Source organism: Bradyrhizobium erythrophlei (assembly GCF_900129505.1).
GTDB lineage: Bacteria > Pseudomonadota > Alphaproteobacteria > Rhizobiales > Xanthobacteraceae > Bradyrhizobium > Bradyrhizobium erythrophlei_D.
In genome coordinates, this window is record NZ_LT670818.1 from 3,060,431 (window position 1) to 3,080,227 (window position 19,797).

Here is a 19,797-nt window from a genome sequence, read left to right on the forward strand (position 1 = left end):
CGCTAGCGCTGCATCTGCATCAGCTGATCCATCGGCATCATGTTGTGATTGAGGTTCGCCATGATCCAGAGCGAGCCGCCGATCACCAGCAAGACAATGAGCACCCCGAACGCCAGCGCCAGTATGTTGTTGGTGTTGTCGGCGCCGGTGGTGATGTGCAGGAAGAACACCAGGTGCACGCCCATCTGCGCGATCGCCAGCACCACCAGCGCGACCGGTATGCTCGGTTGCCAGACCAGATCGGTACCGGCAACAAAGAAAGAGGTCGCCGTCAGCAGGATGGCGAGCCCCAGTCCCGTCAGGTAGCCAAGGACCCGCTCGCCGATGCCGCCTTCGAGGTGTTCGTCACCCGGTGCGATGTCGATATTTTGATCAATCTCCTGGTGCCCGTTGGTCATGCGGCACTCCCGAGCAAATACACCACGGTGAACACGGCGATCCAGATGATGTCGAGCGCGTGCCAGAACAGCGCGAAGCAGAGGAGGCGGCGCTGAATGTCCGCCCGGAATCCCTTGGCGAGAACCTGCGCCATCATGGTCAATAGCCAGAGAATGCCGGCCGAGACGTGCAGCCCGTGGCAGCCGACCAGCGTGAAGAAGGCCGACAGGAATGCGCTGCGCGTTGGTCCGGCGCCGCGGGCGACGAGGCTCGCGAACTCCCTGCCTTCGATGGTGAGAAAGGCAAGCCCGAACAGGCAGGTGACGGCCATGGCGACCTGGAACCAGAATTTGTTGCGGGCGTCGGCGGCGATCGTGGCAAGTCCGCAGGTAAAACTCGACGCCAGCAGGAAACCGGTTTCGATCGCCACATTGGACAAATCGAACAGCTGGCCGCCGCTCGGCCCGCCCGCCGTTTGCCCGAGCAGCACGGCATAGGCCGCGAAGAAGGCCGAGAACATCACCATGTCGCTGAGGATGAAGATCCAGAAGCCATAGGCGGTGACGATACGCTTGGACGCGGGACCGCTGTGTTCGACCGCCCGCACATGATGCGGGTCGCTCTGGGCGTACGCCAGGGTCACGTCGGTCATCTATGCGCTCCCTGCGGCGGCCAGAAGCGCGCGCCGCTCCGCCAGATTGGCGCGGTCGATGCGCGCGACCTCTGCGGCGGGGATGACGTATTCGTCGTGGTCGCGCCAGGCGAACGCCACGAAGGTCGCGAACGCGCCAATGAGCCCGGCGGCGACCATCCACCAGATGTGCCAGATCAGCGCAAATCCCATGACGGTGGCGAAGAACGCGCAGACGAAACCGGTCGGCGAGTTGCGGGGCATTTCGATATCCTCGTAGTCCGGCTCGGTCTTCCCGATGTCCTGCTGCTGCGCGTGCTGTTTCATCGCCCAATAGGCGTCCTCGCCGCGTACATCGGGCGGTATGGCGAAATTGAACACCGGCGGCGGCGAGGCGGTGGCCCATTCCAGCGACCGCCCGTGCCAGGGGTCGCCGGTGCGGTCGCGTAACTCGTCGCGGTGGCGGATGCTGACGACGAGCTGCAGGATCTGAAAGACGATGCCGGCCAGGATCAGCAGGGCGCCGAACGCGGCCAGGATCAGCCAGGGCCGCCATTCCGGCACGTCGTAGTGCTGCATCCGCCGGGTCATGCCGAGCATGCCGACCGCATAAAGCGGCATGAAGGCAACGTAGAAACCGATCAACCAGAACCAGAATGCGGCCTTTCCGAAGCCTTCATGCAGCCGGAAGCCGAATGCCTTCGGGAACCAATAGGTGTAACCGGCGAAGGCGCCGAACAGCACGCCGCCGATGATCACGTTGTGAAAATGCGCGACAAGAAACAGGCTGTTGTGCAACATGAAGTCGGCGGGCGGCACCGCGACCAGAACGCCGGTCAGGCCGCCGATGATGAACGTCACCATGAACCCGATCGACCACAGCATCGGCGTCGCAAAGCGAACGCGGCCGCCGTACATCGTGAACAACCAGTTATAGATCTTCACGCCGGTCGGCACCGCGATGATCATGCTGGCGATGCCGAAGATCGCGTTGACGTTGGGGCCCGCGCCCATGGTGAAAAAATGATGCAGCCAAACCATGAACGAGATCACGCAGATCGCCATGGTGGCCAGTACCATCGAGCGGTAGCCGAACAGCGGCTTGCCCGAAAACGTCGAGACCACTTCAGAGAAGACACCGAACGCTGGCAGGACCAGGATATAGACCTCCGGGTGGCCCCAGGCCCAGATCAGGTTCATGAACATCATCATGTTGCCGCCGCCCTCGTTGGTGAAGAAATGGAAGCCGAAATAGCGGTCGAGGATCAGCATCGCCAGCGTTGCGGTCAGGATCGGAAATGCCGCGATGATCAACAGGTTCGAAGCCAGCGTAGTCCAGCAGAACATCGGCATGCGCAGAAGGGTCATGCCCCTGGTGCGCAGCTTCAGCACCGTGGTGACGAGATTGATGCCGGCGACCAGCGTGCCGACGCCCGAAATTTCCAGCGACCACAGATAGTAGTCGACGCCGACGCCCGGCGAATAGGTCAGTTCCGACAAAGGCGGGTAGGGCAGCCACCCGGTGCGTGCGAATTCGCCGATCACGAGCGAAATATTGACCAGCAGCGCGCCGGTGGCGGTGAGCCAGAAGCCGACCGAATTCAGGGTCGGAAACGCCACGTCACGGACCCCGAGCTGCAGTGGCACGACGAGATTCATCAGTCCGATCACGAACGGCATCGCCACGAAGAAGATCATGATGGTGCCGTGGGCGGAAAAAATCTGGTTGAAATGCTCCGGAGGCAGGTAGCCGTTGGAATGAAGGGCGAACGCCTGCTGCCCGCGCATCATGATGGCGTCGGCAAATCCGCGCAGCAGCATCACCGTGGCGAGCAGCGTGTACATCACGCCGATCCGCTTGTGGTCGACGCTGGTGATCCATTCCTCCCAGAGATAGGGCAGGTGGCCCTTGACCACGACCCAGCCGAGAATGCCGAGAATGCCGAGCACTACCACGCCCGATGTGATCATCGGAATCGGCTGATCGATCGGGATCGCCGACCAATTGAGCTTACCGAGCATCGGACGCTCCGATATAGGATTGCGCGGCCTCCGTGGTGATCTTCGGCCCCGGGCCAGGCGGAATTTCCTGGGTGGCGATGGCGTGGAAAAGCAGGGGATCGTCGAGCCGATAGGTTAGCGTGGTAGGCTCCACCGTCTGCCGGGCGAGCTTCTCATAGCTTTCCGGGTTCAGAGCAAGATCGCTGCGCGCCGTCTTCGCTACCCAGTCAGGGAACGTCAGCGGCGATACGACGTGAACGTCGAACAGCATATTGGGGAATCCGTCTCCGCTGAAATGCGCCGAGAGACCCTGATAGTCGCCCTCGTTGTCGGCGCGGAGGTGCAGCTGCGTCACCATGCCGTTCATGGTGTAGATCATGCTGCCGAACTGCGGGATGAAAAATACGTTCATCACGCTGCCGGAGGTCAGTTCAAAGCGCAGCGGCGCACCGGCGGGCACGGTCAGCGTGTTGACGGTCGCGATCCGCTGATCCGGATAGATGAAGAGCCATTTCCAATCCAGCGAGACGACCTGGATCCGGACCGGACTGCCCGTGCCCTCCACCGGCGTGGCCGGATCGAGCATGTGCGAGCCGATCCAGGCGACGCCGCCGAGCAGGATGACGGTGAGCGCCGGGATCGACCAGACCACCAGTTCGATCCGACCCGAATATTCCCAGTCCGGCCAGTAGTGGGCTTTGGTGTTGGATGCCCGGAACCAGAATGCGAACGCGAAGATCGCGACGATGGTCGGCAGCACGATCGCCAGCATGATCGCGACCGAGTCGATGAGGATGGTCTTGTTGGCGGCTCCGATCGGACCTTGCGGATCAAGGATATTCATCGGGGACCCAAAGATGGCACCGGGGAACCAGAATGGAACGGCTACCAACGGCGCCGCCGCGCTTAGGTTCCACGGTATCCCAATCTCCGGTCTGACGTTTGCCGAAACACCCGCCGCCATACCCGTGCGAACTTGAAAGTCTTCCTACTTAAAGTTTTCCTACTTGAAGTGCGGAATCGTCGGGACCGTGATGTGCGGCTGTGGCAGCTGCGGCACTCTGGCGGCATTGCCGATCCCGCTGGGATCAACGTTGATATTGTTCATGCCCCCGACATTGGCCGGCCCCGGGGGGATGCCGCTGATCGGCACGTTTCCCGATCCTGCTTCACCCGCCATCCGGGCGAACGAGGCGGCTGGCGGCGCGGAGGCCAGCAGCATTGCGACAGCGATTTTTGCTGAAGTATTGGACATGGCGAAGCTCCATGGTTGTTCGGCGAGAACGTCGGTTGATGAAGCTGATGTAGGCCGCCAATTCGCCGGCACCATTAAAATGAATGTCAGAGCGTGCTTCGGCGTGGCGGCTCGCGCTTGGAGGACGGCCGCGCGTCGAGAGCGTACGCTTGCCGACATTGGCGAGTTCCATCCGCTGCGTTTGCCGCGAGGAACTTTAGCGCGCGTCTCGCGCTTTGGCTTTTCGCCGCGAGCGGCTTCGGTTGACTCGGCGCGACCCCATTTTATATTTCGAAACGGTGAGTTCGGTTTGTGTTTCGAAGCAGAGAGTTCGCTTAAGTCTCCGGTGTCTTTGGCCGACTCGGACGCCTGCACCCACAGAGCGGGATGTCGATGACCGATCGTGATACCGAGCCGGACTCCGCACATCGCGATCCTGCCGGGCGTTCCAGCGACGGCAATCGGCAGTCGGCCGCGAGGGAAGACACCGGCGCGGACGACGGCGGCAAAGGCAAGGCCCCCGAGCCGTCGGGCGACAGGACCCAAGACGACGAGGTCGAGGCAGACAAGGCCAAAGCAGACAAGGCCATCCAGGACGACAAGGCCAAACAAGAAGAAAAGGCCGACGAAGAGGCGCGCCGGAAGCGTCGTCCGCTGGTTATTTCGATTGGCGTGGTCATCGTCCTCCTGTTGATCGCCAGCGGCCTCTATTACTGGCTCACCACCCGCAACCTCGAAAGCACCGACGATGCGTATACCGACGGCCGTGCCATCACCATTGCCTCGCAGGTGTCGGGCGTCGTGCTGTCCCTTGCGGTCAACGACAACCAGTTCGTCAAGAAGGACCAGTTGCTGATCCACATCGATCCCCGGCAATACGTCAACGACCGCGACCAGGCCGAGGGCGCGCTGGCGACGGCGAAGGCGCAGTATGAGGGGCAGCAGTTCGGCGCCGAGGTCGCGCGAAAGAACTTTCCGGCGCAGCTCGAGCAGGCGCAGGCGCAGCTCACCAACGCCAGGGCCAACCTCGTCAAGGCGGAGGCCGATTACGAACGCCAGCGCAGCCTGCCGAAGCCGGCGACGTCGCAGCAGGAGGTCGACGCCGCGACCGCGGCGCTCAAGCAGGCGCAGGCGCAGGTCGCGCTCGCCGACGCGCAGGTGACGCAGAATTCGCCGGTGCCGCAGCGGATCGGCGAAACCGATGCCCAGGTCGGGCAGTTGAAGGGGCAGGTCGAGCAGGCCCAGGCGAGGCTCGACCAGGCCAACCTTAATCTGTCGTGGACGCTGGTGAAGGCCCCGCAGGATGGCTGGATCACCAAGCGGAATGTGGAGGCCGGCAACTACATCACCGCCGGCCAGCAGATCTTCTCGATCGTCGCGCCCGAGGTCTGGATCACCGCGAATTTCAAGGAGAGCCAGCTCGCCGACATGCGTCCGGGCCAGCCGGTCAGGATCAGGATCGATGCCTATCCCTCGCTCGATCTTCGCGGCCATGTCGACAGCATCCAGTTGGGGTCGGGCTCTAAGTTCACGGCGTTTCCGCCCGAGAACGCCACCGGCAACTTCGTCAAGGTGGTGCAGCGCGTGCCGGTCAAGATCGTGATCGACAGCGGCCTCAATCCGGATATTCCGCTGCCGCTGGGGATCTCGGCCGAGCCGACGGTGACAGTGAGATGAGCGCTGTGGAAGCCGCGGGCCAGCGCTCCGAGGCCGCCTGGAAGCCGGCGTACAATCCCTGGCTCATAGCGGTCACGGTGACGCTTGCGGCATTCATGGAAATTCTCGACACCACGATCGTCAACGTGGCGCTGCCGCACATCGCCGGCAGTCTTTCCTCGAGCAGCGACGAGGCGACCTGGGCGCTGACTTCCTATCTCGTCGCCAACGGCATCGTGCTGACGATTTCGGGATGGCTCGGCGATCTGTTCGGCCGCAAGCGGTACTTCATCATCTGCATCGCGATGTTCACGGTGTGCTCGTTCCTGTGCGGTACCGCGACCAGCCTTGGCCAGCTCATCATCTACCGGCTGGCGCAGGGCTTTTTCGGCGGCGGATTGCAGCCCAATCAGCAATCCATCATCCTCGACACGTTCCCGCCCGCCAGGCGCGGCGCGGCGTTCGGCGTGACGGCGATCGCCACTGTCGTGGCCCCCGTGCTCGGTCCGACGCTGGGCGGCTATATCACCGACCAGGCGAGTTGGCGCTGGATCTTCTTTCTCAACATCCCGGTCGGCGTGCTCGCGGTATTTCTGGTCTCGATCCTGGTCGAGGATCCGCCGTGGGTGAAAAGCAGGAGAAGCCGCGGCGTCGATTACATAGGGCTGTCGCTGATAACGCTCGGGCTCGGCGCGCTGCAGATCATGATGGACCGCGGCGAGGACGAGGGCTGGTTCGAATCCGGCTTCATCTGGCTGATGGCGCTGATTGCCCTGCTCGGCATCCTCGGCGCGATCGGGTGGCTGTTGATCGCCAGAAAGCCGATCGTCGATCTCAACGTGTTCAAGGACCGCAATTTCGCGGCCGGCTGCATCCTGATCGGCGCGATGGGCGCGATCCTCTATGCGAGCGCCGTCATCATTCCGCAATTCGCCCAGCAGAACCTTTCGTACACCGCCACCTGGGCGGGCCTCGTGCTGTCGCCCGGCGGCGTTGCGGTGATCGTGCTGATCCCGATCGTCGGCAGGCTGATGACGGTGATCCAGACCCGCTATGTCATCGCCATCGGGTTCACCATCATGGGCCTGGCGCTGCTTTATTCCAGCACGATCACGCCGGGCATCGATTTCGAAACGCTGGTGAAGATGCGGACGGCGCAGACCGCCGGTCTCGCATTTCTCTTCGTCCCGATCAGCACCGTCACCTATCTGACGCTGCCGCGCCGCCTCAATGGCGATGGGGCCGCCTTGTTCTCGATGTTCCGCAACGTGTTCGGCTCAATCGGAATCTCGCTCTCGACCGCGCAGGTGACGCAACGCTCGCAGGTTCATCAGACCTATCTGTCGCAATGGGCCGGCCCGTTCCATCAGCCCTACGAGGCGCTGATCGCCACCTACGAAAACAGCCTGCGTTCGATGGGACGCGCCGGCGCGGCCGTGCACAATGTCGCGGTAGGGCAGGTCTATGCGGCTTTTCGCGCGCAGGTTTCTGTACTGGCCTATGCCGACGTGTTCTACTATTGCTCCATCGTCGCTTTCGTCGTGGTCCCATTTTGCTTCCTGCTCTCGCCAAAGACCGGCGGCGGTGCTGGCGGAGCCCATTGAATGAATGTCGGGGCGTTCAGGGATTGGCTTGCGATTGTCGGCGCCTTGGCTCTGCTCGCGGGTTGCACCGTGGGCCCGGATTTCGTCCAGCCGAATTCCCATCTGCCGGAGCAGTCGTTCCTTGGCGACAACGGGACGCCAGCGGCCATGGCACATGTGCCGGCGCCGACGGATCCTGTCTGGTGGAACGTGTTCCACGATCCCGTGCTCACCAATCTCGAGCGGCGCGTGGCGGAGGCCAATCTCGACGTCCGCACCGCGACGGTGCGCCTCGCCGAAAGCCGTTTTCAACGCGGCGTCGCGGCCGCCGCCGAATTCCCCTCGCTCAACACCGACGACAAATATACCCGCGAGCAATACAGCAAGAACGGCATCGTCAGCCTGTTGAGCGGGTTGCTCGGGCCGTCGGCCGGCGGCGGCGTCGCGCCCGGGCCGCTCAACGAGTACTATGCCGGCTTCGATGCGTCATGGGAGCTCGATCTCTGGGGCCGGGTGCGCAGGGGGGTCGAGTCGGCGGACGCCCAGGTCGATCAGGCGGCGGACCAGCGCCGCGATGCGCTGGTCTCGAGCCTGGCGGAACTTGCCAGGGACTATCTGCAGCTGCGCGGCGTGCAGACGCAGATCGGAATCGCCAACGACAATCTGAAGGTCGATCGCGATATCCTGCAGCTCGTGCAGGATCGCCAGCAGCATGGATTGCAGAACGGCCTCGATGTCGAGAATGCCGCGGCCCAGGTCGAATCAATCCGCGCCCAGATTCCGCAGCTGCAGCAGCAGGAATCGCAGTACATCAATGCGCTCAGCCTGCTGCTGGATCAGCCGCCGGGCGCGCTCAAGTCCGAGCTTGGCGTGCGGACGTCGGTGCGGATCGGGCCGCCGCGAATCCCGCTCGGCATTCCCTCCGAACTCGCACGCCGGCGTCCCGACATCCGTGCCGCCGAGGATCAGCTGCATGCCGCGACCGCCAACATCGGCGTCGCCGTCGGCGACTTCTATCCGAAAGTGCAGTTGAACGGCACCGTCGGTTTCGACTCGCTCGACATCAAGCATCTGTTCGATGCGAGCTCGCTGCAATACATGGTCGGGCCCGAGGTCACGCTGCCGATTTTCGCGGGCGGCCGGCTGCGTTCGACGCTGGCGCTGCGCGAAGCACAACAGCAGGAAGCGGCCATCACCTATCGCAAGACCGTGCTGCAGGCCTGGCACGACGTCGTCAACGCGCTGGTCGCCCACCGCCTCGAACTGAACCGCCGCGCACGGCTGCGGGCGCAGGCCGATCACGCAGGGGCTGCGCTCGATCTGGCACGCGCGCGTTACAAGGACGGTGTCAGCGAGTTTCTCAACGTGCTCGACGCCGAACGCTCGCTGCTGCAGGCCGAGCAGCAATATGCCGCCAGCACCACCAGCGTCTCGCTCGATTTGGTGCAACTGTTCAAGGCGCTCGGCGGCGGCTGGGAAACGCAGTTTCCCGACGTGCCCTCCGAAACCGCGGCGGTTCCCGTTCCCGTCGACCTTGTTGATCGCGCTATCCGTTAACGCGCCGCGTGCTGTCGCGCCGATGGATTTCGCCGGCGAGCCGGCCCGTGCGTTCATCGGCAAGTAGGAATGACGCGCCGCTAGAGTCTGTCGACCGCCTTGAAGGTGCCGTCCGCCTGGATGACGGTCAGAAAGACCTTGGGCGGCAGGTCCTGTGTCTTCGGCCCGAACGTCATGACGTCGCCGCTGATATCGAAGCGGCCGACATCATTGATGAGCCGCAGCATTTCCGCGCGGGTCGGATTCGGGCCGGCCATTTCCAGCGCCGCCGCCACCAGGCGGCCGGAAAGATATCCTTCCAGCGAGACGAAGTCCGGCTTGAGATTTGGATCGAGCGCCTTCTCGGCGGCCTGGTAGTCGGCGACGACTTTCACCGAGGCATCCCATGGAAACGGCACGACCTGGGAGACGATAACCCCCTTGCCCTCGGGGCCGAGCTCTTTCGCCAGCGAACTGGCGCCGACGAAGCTGATATTGACGAAGATCGGATCGAAGCCGCTCTTGTGCGCGAGCTTGATGAATTCCGCGCATGGTCCATAGGTGCCGACCATGACCACGGCTTCCGGTTCGGTGCGCTTGAGGGTCCGCAGCGCCGAGCCGACCGCTCTGGTATTGCGCTCGAAAGTGCCTTCGGCGGTCAGCTCCATGTGGCGTTTGTCCAGCGCCGCCTTGACGCCGGCCAGGCCGTCGCGGCCGAACGCATCGTCCTGGTAGAAGATGGCGATGCTCCGGACGTGCAGATCCTCGGTCAGGTGCTTGATCCACGCCTCGGCCTCGGCGGCGTAGCTGGCGCGGATGTTGACGACGTTGTGGAGGTCCGGGGTGCGCAGGAACGCCGCGCCGCTGAAGGGGCCGATGAACGGCACACCCTTGGCTTGCGCGATTGGAACAGTCGCCGCCGTGGTCGGCGTACCGACCGCGCCGATCAGCGCGAATACCTTGTCCCGCTCGATCAGCTCAGTGGTCTGCGCCATCGAGCGGTCCGGATCGTAGCCGTCGTCCCGGCTGATCAGCTCGAGCTTGCGGCCGTGCACGCCACCCCTGGCGTTGATCTCGGCGAAGGCGGCGAGAATGCCTTGCCGCATGCCCTGACCGAGCGCCGAGGAGGGACCGGCGAGCGCGGCCGCCTGGCCGAGCAGGATGCGATTCTCGCTCACGCCGGTCTCATCGGCTTTGGCGTCAGGCGAAACCGCGACCGCGAGCAGCAGTGTCAGTCCGGCGGCAATCGTCAGTCGTTGTCCGGGCATGGTGGCATTCCGCGCAGGATGAAGACGGCATCGCCGTCAGAAAAAACATAACGGCGGTGACGTGAAAGGCGCCTTAATCGATGGGCAAATGTTCGAGGTACCCGGCTGGGCCGGTTAACGACATGTAAATCATAACGCGCGGCAGGCGCCGCGCTGGGCACTCGTCGTAACCCCCGCGCGCATATTTTTAATTCAATATCCCGTCATGCGTTTGGATCCGGAAATTCCCGGATGGAGAGCCGCGCAGTCGGACGAAAGCCGTTGATGGACGATCGCAACCAGTCTCGTGAAACAGTGGGAGACGCCCCTTCGGCGCTTCGAAGACCCGCGTCCTGGCTGTGGCTGCTTTTGCCGACGCTGGTCGCCGGCGGAGTCGGGCTCATGCTGTCGCTGATCGCGGCCTTTGCAGTCGGACGCTGGGAGGCGCGCGTCACCCGGGTCGAATTCGAGGGCCTCGCCTCGACCGAGTTGATCGTGCTGCAGAACGGGATCAACGAATATCTCAGCCGGCTGGTCGCGCTGCGCACCTTGTTCGAATCCGCCAACGAGGAAATCACCCGCAGCGAATTCGAGGTTTTCAGCGGCCGCCTGCTCGAGAACCACCCGGGACTGCTTCGCGTCGGTTGGCTGCCGAAGGTCTACGCCAGGGAGCGCGCCGACTACGAGGCCGCGGCGGTCAACGATGGCCTCGCCGGCTATCGGATCAAATCCTTCACCGAGGACGGTGCCGTTTCGCTGGCCCCACCGGCGAATCAATATTTCCCGGTCTACTTTTCCACCGAGCCGAAAACCGCTGCCGTTTATGGGCTGGACTATTCGACCGATCCGATGCGGTGGGCGACGCTGGAGCGTTCGCGGGACGATGACTCGATCGCGGCACTGCCCACCAGACTGGTTTACGATCAGAAAGGCGGTACTCACGGGGTACTCGTCAGCGTGCCGGTGTATGTGAAGGGCACGTCGCGGACGACGATTCCCGATCGCCGCCGCAATCTGAACGGCTTTGTTGTTGGGATATTCGATCTGGAGCGACTGCTGCAATCGATCCGAACCGCGACGGCGGCATCATCCGCCATTGCCGTCAACGCCTACCCGCCGGATCTGGGCCGAAGCACCGGTCCGCAATATCGCAGCGTTGCCGATTTCTCGTCCGTGCCGGAAACGTCGGAATCGATCAAAGCCCTTGCTACCGGGGTGCCCTGGTCGGGCGTGCTCAGGATCGGCGATGCCAACTGGAAAGTGCTGGCCGTTCCGACCCCGGGAGGCCGGCTCACCGCGCGCTACGACCGCGGCCTGATCGTGCTGGCCGCCGGCTTGATCATCACCGTCTTCGTGGTGGTCTATCTCGTTCTCGCCAGCCGCAACGCGCGCCAGATCGAACTCGCCAACCAGCGCGTGCTCGATCTTGCCCGGATCGACCCTCTGACCGGCCTGCCCAACCGGGCGGTGTTTCTCGAACAATTGGAGGCGGCCGTCTATGCGCGCGTGCGCGGGCGCGGCGAGACGTTTTCGGTCCTGATGCTCGATCTCGACCGTTTCAAGAACGTCAACGATTCGCTGGGCCACGCCGCCGGCGACACCCTGCTGCGGGAGGTGGCGAGCCGCCTGCGATCGGCGCTGCGCAGCTCCGACCTGCTGGCGCGGCTCGGCGGCGACGAATTTGCCATCATTCAGTCGGCCTGCGACAACCAGCGGCAGGGTTCCATCGATCTGGCGGCGCGGATCTGCAAGTCGATCGCCGAACCGTTCCTGTTGCCGGGCCGTCAGGTCGAGGTCGGCACCAGTATCGGCATCGCGATGGTGCCGGAGCACGGCAGCGAGCGCGAGCAACTGCTGAAAAAGGCCGACCTCGCGCTGTACCGGTCGAAATCGGCCGGCCGCAACTGCTTCACGGTTTACGACGACGCCATGTCGGCCGAACTCGAGGCGCGCAACACGCTCGAGGGCGATTTGCGCGACGCCATCGCGCGTTGCCAGTTCGAGGTGCATTATCAGCCGTTCTTCGACGTCCAAAGCGGCCGCCGGCAGGGTTTCGAGGCGCTGGTGCGCTGGCGTCATCCGGTCCGGGGGCTGGTACCGCCCGACCAGTTCATCCCGCTCGCGGAGGAGACGGGGTTGATCGTGCCGCTCGGCGAATGGGTGCTGCGGCGCGCCTGCGACGACGCGACATCGTGGCCCGACGGCACAAGGATCGCCGTCAACCTGTCGCCGGTGCAGTTCAAGCAGGCCGATCTGTTCGAGATCATCCAGTCGGCGCTGGCGAATTCCGGATTGCCGCCCGATCGGCTTGAAATCGAGATCACCGAATCCGTGCTGCTGGAACGCGCCGCCGAAAACCATGCCTTCATGGAGAAGCTCAAAGGCATCGGGATCTCGCTGGCGCTCGACGATTTCGGTACCGGCTATTCGTCGCTGAGCTGCCTGACGGCGTTTCCGTTCGACAAGATCAAGATCGACAAGTCGTTCATCTCCAGCCTGACCAGCCTGACCAGTCAGTACAAGAGTTCGGCGATCGTCGCCTCGGTGGTGACGCTCGCATCGGGCCTCGACATCTCGGTGACCGCCGAAGGCGTCGAGACGCCGGAGCAATTCGAGCGGCTGAAGACGCTCGGCGTGAATTTTACGCAAGGCTATCTGCTCGGTCGTCCGATGCCGATGGCCGAGCTCGAAAGCCAGCCGCAGTCGTACCGCTCGCGCCAGGACGCGGCGTAGCGCTGCCAGCAGGAAGTTCGTCATGCCGAACTGACGCTTGGATGTCCCCTGTTGCACTCGCTGTATTACGCTAAAGAAGAATTTAATGGTGCCGGTGCGGTTGTCTCTTATCTAATCTCTAAAGGAGAAAACCATGAAAGTTACAACGATCGCCCTAGCAATCGCATTCGCTCTCCCGAGCACGTTGGCGCTCGCACGAGGTGGAATGCAGGTTGGAAGCCACGCCACGCGCCTTTTCGCAAACCCTGTCGGAACGGGACGTATCGCGAGAGAACCCAGAAATATTTCGGGGAATACGCTTGCTCCCATCGCGCATGACCCAAGCGGATCGACACTGACCGGGACAGCTATGAACCGGACCGGCGGATAAAGAAAAGCCCCGCACGGAAGGGACTGCCTGGGCCGTTTTCCTGGCAAACGTTGAATGGCAAACTAGCCCTTGATCATGCCTCGCCGCATAGCGGATCTGGATTACAGGCGTCCCGACGCGGTCATTTTTCGCGTGGGCGACATTCGAAATGAAACGGGCCGCGAACTGAGGTGACCCTTGTCGCGCTGCGCGATATGTGCCGTCCCCGCCGCCTGCGTCGGCAGGGACTGCGCGACCTTACCAACGACGATGCTGGCCGCGATGCCAATGATGGAAATATCGGGGTCCGCCGTATCGATAGCCGTAATCTGCAGGTGCAAAGTAAAAGTAGATGCTAGTGCCTCCGCAATCCCGAGGGTAACCGTAACGATATGCCACGTAGGCGTAGGGTGGCGCGTACCCAGGGTAGGACCCGTCGCTGGGGTCACATCCATAGGGGGTGGAAGCTAATCGTCCGGCTTGGGCCGGCACGGGTGCGGCAATTCCTGACACCGCCAGCGCACCTGTGATCGCCAAAACAATCGCTATTCCTCTCACGACACTGTCCTCCTCTTGGTGGCGGTGTGGCGCATTGACAGCGAATATCGAAGCTTGTTGCTTCGAACGCTGCCTGTTCGTCCAACTCACGCGCAACCTAATTCTTCACGGAAAGGAGGCAACTTTGTTCGTCCACGCGGCAAAGTCGGTTCCCAATTCCGGCCTTTTGCTCACGTCAAAATAGCCGCCGTGAGCGGTGCGGTTTGAATCAAAACTTTGAATCAAAACTTTGAATCAAAACAATGTGTGCAAGCTGTCATGCCACCGACTCACTCGACGGCTACACGGCAGTCTGCTGACAGGAGATTCCCCGTGCGGATTTCACCATCGCCCAAATTGTCACCGTCCCAGTTTGAGCCGGAACTGGTTTGGACAATGCGGTCCGTTCTCGACGAGGCTGTTAATCAGATTGTTTCCGAAAACCGGACACCCGCGACAAAAGCGAAGATGGCGGAACGAATTCTGCGAGCCGCAGCAGAAGGAGTCACGGACCCAGCGAGGCTGACTGCAATCGCGATTGAGGATGGTATGCAGCCAGCGGACTAGGCGCACCGTGAGCCGCCAAAATCAAATTAGGCAACCAGAAAACGCGTAAGAACACCTCGCGAACCGACAGCACGGAAGTGCACGCCGTTTCGTGCTTTGTTCTGCGTGCAGGTGCCAAAGATCGCCGGGCAGCGTTGCCCCTGACTCGCGACAAGCGTTGATTATATTGAAAAAACTGGTGCTGCCAGACAGGATTGAACTGTCGACCTCTCCATTACCAACGGCTTGGCCCGGGGTAAAGTGGCGTAAACACTCGGTAACTGGTAGCAACAGAAATGCCGATAAACATTGAGTTTCCCTGCGATTGGCGTAATGTGGGGCAATTGGGGGCAGCACATAGCAACCCCGCTTCTGCTGCCCCAGCGCTGCCCCAAGGAGGCTCCCATGCCAAGAAAAACCGCTTATCGCGTCAAGCTACGCCAGCCGGAAACAGGCAAGGAACATGACCGGCCGATCTTCGCCCAAGATGAAGCGACCGCCGGGGCGCGCGCTGTTGTGAGGGCGCGGATAGCCTTGGGCAAGACATTGGCCGAAGTGGAATATGGGCGGTTCGAAGTGCTGTCCTGTGCTCCCGCAGGGAGGCTCCCATGACCGACCTGATCGCCACCACTGAGAACCCGACGGACCTCAGTGCTGCCAAGGCTCCCGCGGAAAAGCGATCCAACAAGCTCAAGATTCCCAAGAAAATCCTGGCCGATAAGACCATCAAAAAACTGCTCAAGAACAAGACCCGGGCGCAACCCGGCAAGCGCTATACGATTTGGGATGCGGGATTGCCCGGCTTCGGAGTCCGCGTGACCGACAACCATCTGTCCTACATTTTTGCTGGACGGTTTCCCGGCTCCAATCACTGGACCCGCCGTGAAATCGGAGCCGTTGATGCGATGGACCTTGCCGCTGCCCACGCCATCGCCCGCGACTGGATTGAGATAGGCAAGCAGGGCAAGGACCCCAAGGCCGAGATGGAACGGCGGGAGAAGGAAGAAGCTCGAAAAAAAGATCACACCTTCGGGTCGGTGGTCGAAGCCTATATCGACGAACGGGTGATCGGCCCCAATCCGGAGCGTCCGATCATGCGGAAATGGAATTATGTCTCGCGAGTTCTCCGCGATCCCTTTGCCAAGACGTTTAAAGAACGCCCGATTGGTACCATCGACCGCGCCGACATTCTTGCAATCATCAAAATGAAGAAAAAGCGGCACCCCGCCGAAGCGAGGAGTCAACTCGCTGTTGTCAAGTCGTTGTTCAATTGGGCGCTGGATCAGTCATTCGGTTTAGAACGGTCGGTGTGCTCCGATATCAAGCCGCGCGCCGTCATTGGCGAGAAGAACTCGCGTGAGCGCGCCTTGAACGATGACGAAATAACAGCGCTGTGGCGCGCTGCCGATCAAACGCCTTATCCGGTCGGACCAATTTATAAAATGCTTCTGCTCACCGGCTTACGCCGCAATGAAATGGTGAGAGCAAGCTGGAGCGAATTCGATCTGGCGAAGAAGCTATGGATCATCCCGGCGGCAAGGATGAAAGGCCGCAATGTCGGCAGCGACGGCAAACGGGCTCGTCCGCATCTGGTGCCGCTGACCGCGCCGATGCTGCAGATTCTCGACACCCTGCCGCGCTTCAAGCATGGCGATCTGCTGTTCTCGACCACCAAAGGCAAGAAGCCGCTATGGATGGGCTCCAAGGTCAAGGACGCCATCGACGTCAAGGTGCTGGAGCAGTTGCGGGCCATCGCGGCAGAACGCGGCAACGATCCGCAAAAAGTCGATTTGAAGGAGTGGGTCAATCACGATCTCCGCCGCACGATTCGCTCCAATCTGTCGGCGTTGAAGGTGGTGAAAGAGGAAGTCAGCGAAGCAATCCTTGCTCACGCGAAGATCGGCATTATCGGGACCTACAATATTTATGGATATGCCGACGAGAAGCGCGAGGCTCTGGAATTATGGGGTGTCAGACTGCACGAGCTGGTGAATCCGCCACCGCAGCCGGAGCCGGAGCCGGTCGATAGCAATATCGTTCATCTGCCGCAGAAGGCAGCACGACAATGACCCGCTCCCGTGAACACATCATTCAAGCCATCTGCGAGCAACTGGAGCCGTTGAAATCGAACGAGCGGCTGGGTGCGGCGGATGCGCGACCTTTCGTCAAGGCGGCCATCAGGGAGAAGCTGGAGCTGACGCCCAGGATAAGTACCGCAGTGATGCCGATCACCAATGCCAGCGCGATCAGCAAGGCCGCCAAATTATTCCGAGCCAAGTTTCAAAAAGACAAACTTGCCGAGCTGCTGAAAGAAACGTTTCCCGAGCAATTCAAGGCGCTCGACGAGCAATTCGAACAGCTTGAAAAAATCAAGGGACCGGACGTCAGGTTCGATACCTCGATATGGCTTACCGGCTTTATTGCTTGCAGTTTGATCAAGGAATTTTCACGGCTAGCGCCGACCGGCACCGAAGGTGGTCCGCTGCGCAGCATTGCCAGCCTGGTCCATGAATATCGAACTGGCGAACCGGAACACGATCTCAAACGCGCCTGCTACAGGGCGCTTAAAGAGCGCGTTGTGCGCGGCGCTGACTAGGCTCAAGTCACGGCCCAAAACCGGGCCTGTCCTGTCCCTGACTCTGGGCGGGGTTGCGCTAATTTGGTCCCAGTTTACCAACTGGGCCGACGCACATGACATCCTCATCCTCCAAAGAAATCTCCGAGCGCGAGTCAGCTCGTCGGAATCGGCAATCCCGCCAAGACAAGCAGCTCCGGATTCTCTCTTATCAGGATCTGAAGGACAAAGGCATTCGGTACTCTCGGCAGTGGATCATCGAACTGATCAAGGCCGGGAAGTTTCCGCGTTCGGTAAAGCTTGGCGAGGCTAGTGTCGGCTTTATCGAGAGTGAAATTGATGCCTGGATCGAGAGCCTGATCGAGCAGCGCGACGGCGAGGCGAGCAATGTGCGCTGACGAGCTAGTGCCGACACGCGTGACGGCTCAAATCGGCTCCAAGTCTTTGCAATTGCTAGATTGTGCCGGTGTGCCGTCATGACAAAGCATGGCAGCACCATCGTGCAACGGTTCGGCGAGCGCGAGCGCGAACGCCTCGTCAAGCTCTTGCGCTCGCTCGGCTCCGATAACACGCATGAAAGTGAAGCCGCGCGCGGCCGGATCGATAGCCTTTTCCGGCAGTTCAGCAAGACATGGAGCGATCTGATCCGGCTGCTCGGCGATGGCGCGGCGCCTATCCGTGCTGATCTCGCCGATAACATTGCTGCGCTCGGCTCCAGTGATCCCGAGGAACGCGTCAAGGCGCGCGCGAATATTGCGGAGCTGCTCGCACGGCATCGCAAGACTTGGAACGATCTGGTTGATGAGCTGTGTTCGCCCGCGCCGGCAGCATGGGTGAGCAGCAATTCATCGTCGGGTGATCCGGAGCGCGTCAATCCGCTGGCGCTTATGCATTACCTGCTCAAGGAGTATGTCGAACTTCGCGAGCATGAATACATCGTTGTCGCGCTCTGGATTCTGCATACGCACGTCTTTCGCCACTTCATGGTGTCGCCGCGATTAGCGTTGCGCTCGCCGGTCGCCGGCTGCGGAAAGACCGTGCTCATCGATGTCCTGGCGCGCACAACATCGCAAGCCGCCAAGTTCGATGCGATCACAGCGAGCGCGATCTTTCATCTGATTGATGAAACGCATCCAACCCTCTTGATCGACGAGGCGGACAATCTTGGACTCGGGCTGCAACCGAATGGCCGGATTCGGGCCGTCTTTAACTCCGGCCACCGCAACGGCGGCACGGTGGCAATCAGGGACCGTGGCGAGACGCGGAAATTCTCGACCTTCGCACCGTTGGCGCTGGCGCTGCCTGATTCGATGGGCGGCCTGCCGCGTACTCTTAACTCGCGCAGTATCACCATCACCATGCAGCGTTATGACGGAGCCCGCGAACTTCAGCGCCTTGATGCCTATCGTCCTGATCCCGCACTTAATGCGGCCTACACGCAGATTTTGTTGTGGCGCTGCGACGTCGAGCTTGATTCTGATCCCGAGATGCCGGCCGGGATACGCAACCGGCTCGCCGATAATTGGAGGCCGCTGCTTAGTATTGCGGATTCTCTCGGCTGGGGTGAGCGGGCGCGCGAGGCCATGCTGATCATGGCGCGTGAATACCAGGACGCTGATGTCAAGATCCTGCTGCTCGACGATATCCGCAGGGTGTTCGATGCGCGCGCGGTCGATCGTTTGCCAAGCAAGGTGCTGCTCGATGCGTTGCATGCCTTGGACGATTCTGACTGGCGCGAATTTCGCGGCGTTCGCGGTGACGGGTCGCCGCACAAGCTTAGGGATAGCGAGCTGGCAACCATGCTGCGCGAATTCAAGATCAGGCCGCGCAGCATCTGGCCATTGCATCGGACGGCCAAGACCAAGTCGGCAAAGGGTTATCGGCGCGAGCAGTTCGAAGCGGTCTGGCGCGTGTACTGCGCCGATAACAGCACAGCGGCACATGGCAGCAATATCAGGAGTTTGCGACGCGCGGGCGCCGGCACAGCGTGACGGCACAGCGTGCACGGCAGGCCGCGCGGGTGAGGCGCAGAAAGCTGACCTTCTGCGGGCAGGTTCGTCTTTCCGACAACGTTAGCTAGCACGGAAAGACGAACCACATGGCGACGATGACAGGCCGCGTGTGGTGGCGATGCGAAAGGAGCCAACATGAATGTGCTGTTTAACCATAGGAATTAGATCCTATAGGTTATGCCGTAACGTAATATGTGACCTCGCCACCCGTTTACGGGACGGCTCCGCTAGGCCGTAAAGCAGCGTCCAGCGACATCGAAACGTAGAGCGCGAAAAAGCAATCGTTCCGTTTCCGTCAATCGTTCCCCAATGTGCCAAAAAAGATTCTCCGTCACCGGTGCTGTCGAGTGACGGAGAACAAAAAACCACAGTTGCGCTGTGCGATTCCATGAAACCCCGGAAAGGGAAATTCCATGCCAAGCATGAACTCACCAGAAAGGACAAGCCATGCCTAAGCCGCATACTTACACCAAAATCAAAACCGTTGCAAGTGCAACGAACCGCAAGGCCCGCCGCGAGAATCGCCGGATCGGCAACCTGTTTTACAGGTTCGGCAAAGGCCTAAGCCGCGAAGCCAAGCAGGCCATCCAAGGCAACCGCCGCGCCAAGGCGCTACAGGCCGCACGGCGTAGGCCACCATTGCCACCACCATTGCTGCCGCGTCGTCAGTGCTATCAACCGCACCGTTCCTCTTCTGCAAACGGGGAGGATGTTGCGCCATGCTGACCCCACTAGAAATCGCAACCTCTTATCTCGGCCGTAGCTGGAATCCTGTCCCG

Annotated in this window: 16 protein-coding genes; 10 read left to right on the forward strand and 6 right to left on the reverse strand. The window is 61.5% G+C overall.

The features are described 5' to 3' along the window. Window positions 1-2: 2 nt before the first annotated feature. From cyoD to B5525_RS14190, 5 genes are all read right to left on the reverse strand, one after another. Complete coding sequence (gene cyoD, locus B5525_RS14170; RefSeq protein WP_079566558.1) at window positions 3-398, reverse strand: cytochrome o ubiquinol oxidase subunit IV; 396 nt, start codon at window positions 396-398, stop codon at window positions 3-5. Further along, the gene (locus tag B5525_RS14175; RefSeq protein ID WP_079566559.1) at window positions 395-1,030 is read right to left on the reverse strand and encodes a cytochrome (ubi)quinol oxidase subunit III; all 636 of its coding nucleotides are present in this window, start codon (window positions 1,028-1,030) and stop codon (window positions 395-397) included. The genes cyoD and B5525_RS14175 overlap by 4 nt, the downstream gene beginning before the upstream one ends. Then, window positions 1,031-3,031, reverse strand: coding sequence for a cytochrome o ubiquinol oxidase subunit I (cyoB, locus tag B5525_RS14180; RefSeq protein WP_079566560.1), 2,001 nt, complete (start codon window positions 3,029-3,031; stop codon window positions 1,031-1,033). Further along, window positions 3,021-3,854 (reverse strand): ubiquinol oxidase subunit II, encoded by an 834-nt coding sequence (cyoA, locus tag B5525_RS14185; RefSeq protein WP_079566561.1) that lies wholly within the window; start codon window positions 3,852-3,854, stop codon window positions 3,021-3,023. Before cyoA ends, cyoB begins: the two co-directional genes overlap by 11 nt. Before the next feature lie 159 nt (window positions 3,855-4,013). Beyond that, the gene (locus B5525_RS14190; RefSeq protein ID WP_154073208.1) at window positions 4,014-4,265 is read right to left on the reverse strand and encodes a hypothetical protein; all 252 of its coding nucleotides are present in this window, start codon (window positions 4,263-4,265) and stop codon (window positions 4,014-4,016) included. Between the two features lie 372 nt (window positions 4,266-4,637). On the opposite strand from B5525_RS14190, the gene B5525_RS14195 reads away from it, so the two are divergent. The 3 genes from B5525_RS14195 to B5525_RS14205 are packed head-to-tail and all read left to right on the forward strand — an operon-like array spanning window position 4,638 to window position 9,040. Then, on the forward strand, window positions 4,638-5,921 hold the full coding sequence (locus tag B5525_RS14195; RefSeq protein ID WP_079573357.1) for an HlyD family secretion protein: 1,284 nt from the start codon (window positions 4,638-4,640) through the stop codon (window positions 5,919-5,921). Then, a complete protein-coding gene (locus B5525_RS14200) occupies window positions 5,918-7,504 on the forward strand; it encodes a DHA2 family efflux MFS transporter permease subunit (RefSeq protein WP_079566563.1) in 1,587 nt (528 codons plus the stop codon). Before B5525_RS14195 ends, B5525_RS14200 begins: the two co-directional genes overlap by 4 nt. Beyond that, window positions 7,505-9,040 carry an efflux transporter outer membrane subunit gene (locus B5525_RS14205; RefSeq protein ID WP_079566564.1) on the forward strand — a complete coding sequence of 512 codons (1,536 nt, stop codon included), beginning with the start codon at window positions 7,505-7,507 and terminating at the stop codon, window positions 9,038-9,040. A gap of 80 nt (window positions 9,041-9,120) precedes the next feature. Here the strand turns inward: B5525_RS14205 and B5525_RS14210 are convergent, their stop codons facing one another. Further along, window positions 9,121-10,287 carry an ABC transporter substrate-binding protein gene (locus B5525_RS14210; RefSeq protein WP_079566565.1) on the reverse strand — a complete coding sequence of 389 codons (1,167 nt, stop codon included), beginning with the start codon at window positions 10,285-10,287 and terminating at the stop codon, window positions 9,121-9,123. 264 nt (window positions 10,288-10,551) lie between these two features. On the opposite strand from B5525_RS14210, the gene B5525_RS14215 reads away from it, so the two are divergent. From B5525_RS14215 to B5525_RS43885, 7 genes are all read left to right on the forward strand, one after another. Further along, the gene (locus B5525_RS14215; protein ID WP_154073209.1) at window positions 10,552-12,999 is read left to right on the forward strand and encodes a bifunctional diguanylate cyclase/phosphodiesterase; all 2,448 of its coding nucleotides are present in this window, start codon (window positions 10,552-10,554) and stop codon (window positions 12,997-12,999) included. 1,837 nt (window positions 13,000-14,836) lie between these two features. Beyond that, complete coding sequence (locus tag B5525_RS14225; protein ID WP_154073211.1) at window positions 14,837-15,043, forward strand: hypothetical protein; 207 nt, start codon at window positions 14,837-14,839, stop codon at window positions 15,041-15,043. Further along, window positions 15,040-16,500, forward strand: coding sequence for a tyrosine-type recombinase/integrase (locus B5525_RS14230; protein ID WP_079566569.1), 1,461 nt, complete (start codon window positions 15,040-15,042; stop codon window positions 16,498-16,500). Before B5525_RS14225 ends, B5525_RS14230 begins: the two co-directional genes overlap by 4 nt. Further along, window positions 16,497-17,027, forward strand: coding sequence for a hypothetical protein (locus tag B5525_RS14235; protein WP_079566570.1), 531 nt, complete (start codon window positions 16,497-16,499; stop codon window positions 17,025-17,027). Before B5525_RS14230 ends, B5525_RS14235 begins: the two co-directional genes overlap by 4 nt. Window positions 17,028-17,122: 95 nt before the next feature. After that, entirely contained in the window at window positions 17,123-17,404 is a 282-nt protein-coding gene (locus tag B5525_RS14240) for a helix-turn-helix transcriptional regulator (RefSeq protein WP_079566571.1), read from the forward strand. Window positions 17,405-17,506: 102 nt separating this feature from the next. Next, window positions 17,507-18,997, forward strand: a complete 1,491-nt coding sequence (locus B5525_RS14245; RefSeq protein ID WP_172899873.1) for a DUF3631 domain-containing protein — start codon at window positions 17,507-17,509, stop codon at window positions 18,995-18,997. Window positions 18,998-19,465: 468 nt separating this feature from the next. Then, entirely contained in the window at window positions 19,466-19,744 is a 279-nt protein-coding gene (locus tag B5525_RS43885; protein WP_154073212.1) for a hypothetical protein, read from the forward strand. Window positions 19,745-19,797: the final 53 nt, after the last annotated feature.

Coding starts and splice junctions, on each gene's coding strand:
- cyoD (WP_079566558.1), bottom strand. CDS start 398: ATGACCAACGGGCACCAGGAGATTGATCAAAATATCGACATCGCACCG.
- B5525_RS14175 (WP_079566559.1), bottom strand. CDS start 1,030: ATGACCGACGTGACCCTGGCGTACGCCCAGAGCGACCCGCATCATGTG.
- cyoB (WP_079566560.1), bottom strand. CDS start 3,031: ATGCTCGGTAAGCTCAATTGGTCGGCGATCCCGATCGATCAGCCGATT.
- cyoA (WP_079566561.1), bottom strand. CDS start 3,854: ATGAATATCCTTGATCCGCAAGGTCCGATCGGAGCCGCCAACAAGACC.
- B5525_RS14190 (WP_154073208.1), bottom strand. CDS start 4,265: ATGTCCAATACTTCAGCAAAAATCGCTGTCGCAATGCTGCTGGCCTCC.
- B5525_RS14195 (WP_079573357.1), top strand. CDS start 4,638: ATGACCGATCGTGATACCGAGCCGGACTCCGCACATCGCGATCCTGCC.
- B5525_RS14200 (WP_079566563.1), top strand. CDS start 5,918: ATGAGCGCTGTGGAAGCCGCGGGCCAGCGCTCCGAGGCCGCCTGGAAG.
- B5525_RS14205 (WP_079566564.1), top strand. CDS start 7,505: ATGAATGTCGGGGCGTTCAGGGATTGGCTTGCGATTGTCGGCGCCTTG.
- B5525_RS14210 (WP_079566565.1), bottom strand. CDS start 10,287: ATGCCCGGACAACGACTGACGATTGCCGCCGGACTGACACTGCTGCTC.
- B5525_RS14215 (WP_154073209.1), top strand. CDS start 10,552: ATGGACGATCGCAACCAGTCTCGTGAAACAGTGGGAGACGCCCCTTCG.
- B5525_RS14225 (WP_154073211.1), top strand. CDS start 14,837: ATGCCAAGAAAAACCGCTTATCGCGTCAAGCTACGCCAGCCGGAAACA.
- B5525_RS14230 (WP_079566569.1), top strand. CDS start 15,040: ATGACCGACCTGATCGCCACCACTGAGAACCCGACGGACCTCAGTGCT.
- B5525_RS14235 (WP_079566570.1), top strand. CDS start 16,497: ATGACCCGCTCCCGTGAACACATCATTCAAGCCATCTGCGAGCAACTG.
- B5525_RS14240 (WP_079566571.1), top strand. CDS start 17,123: ATGACATCCTCATCCTCCAAAGAAATCTCCGAGCGCGAGTCAGCTCGT.
- B5525_RS43885 (WP_154073212.1), top strand. CDS start 19,466: ATGCCTAAGCCGCATACTTACACCAAAATCAAAACCGTTGCAAGTGCA.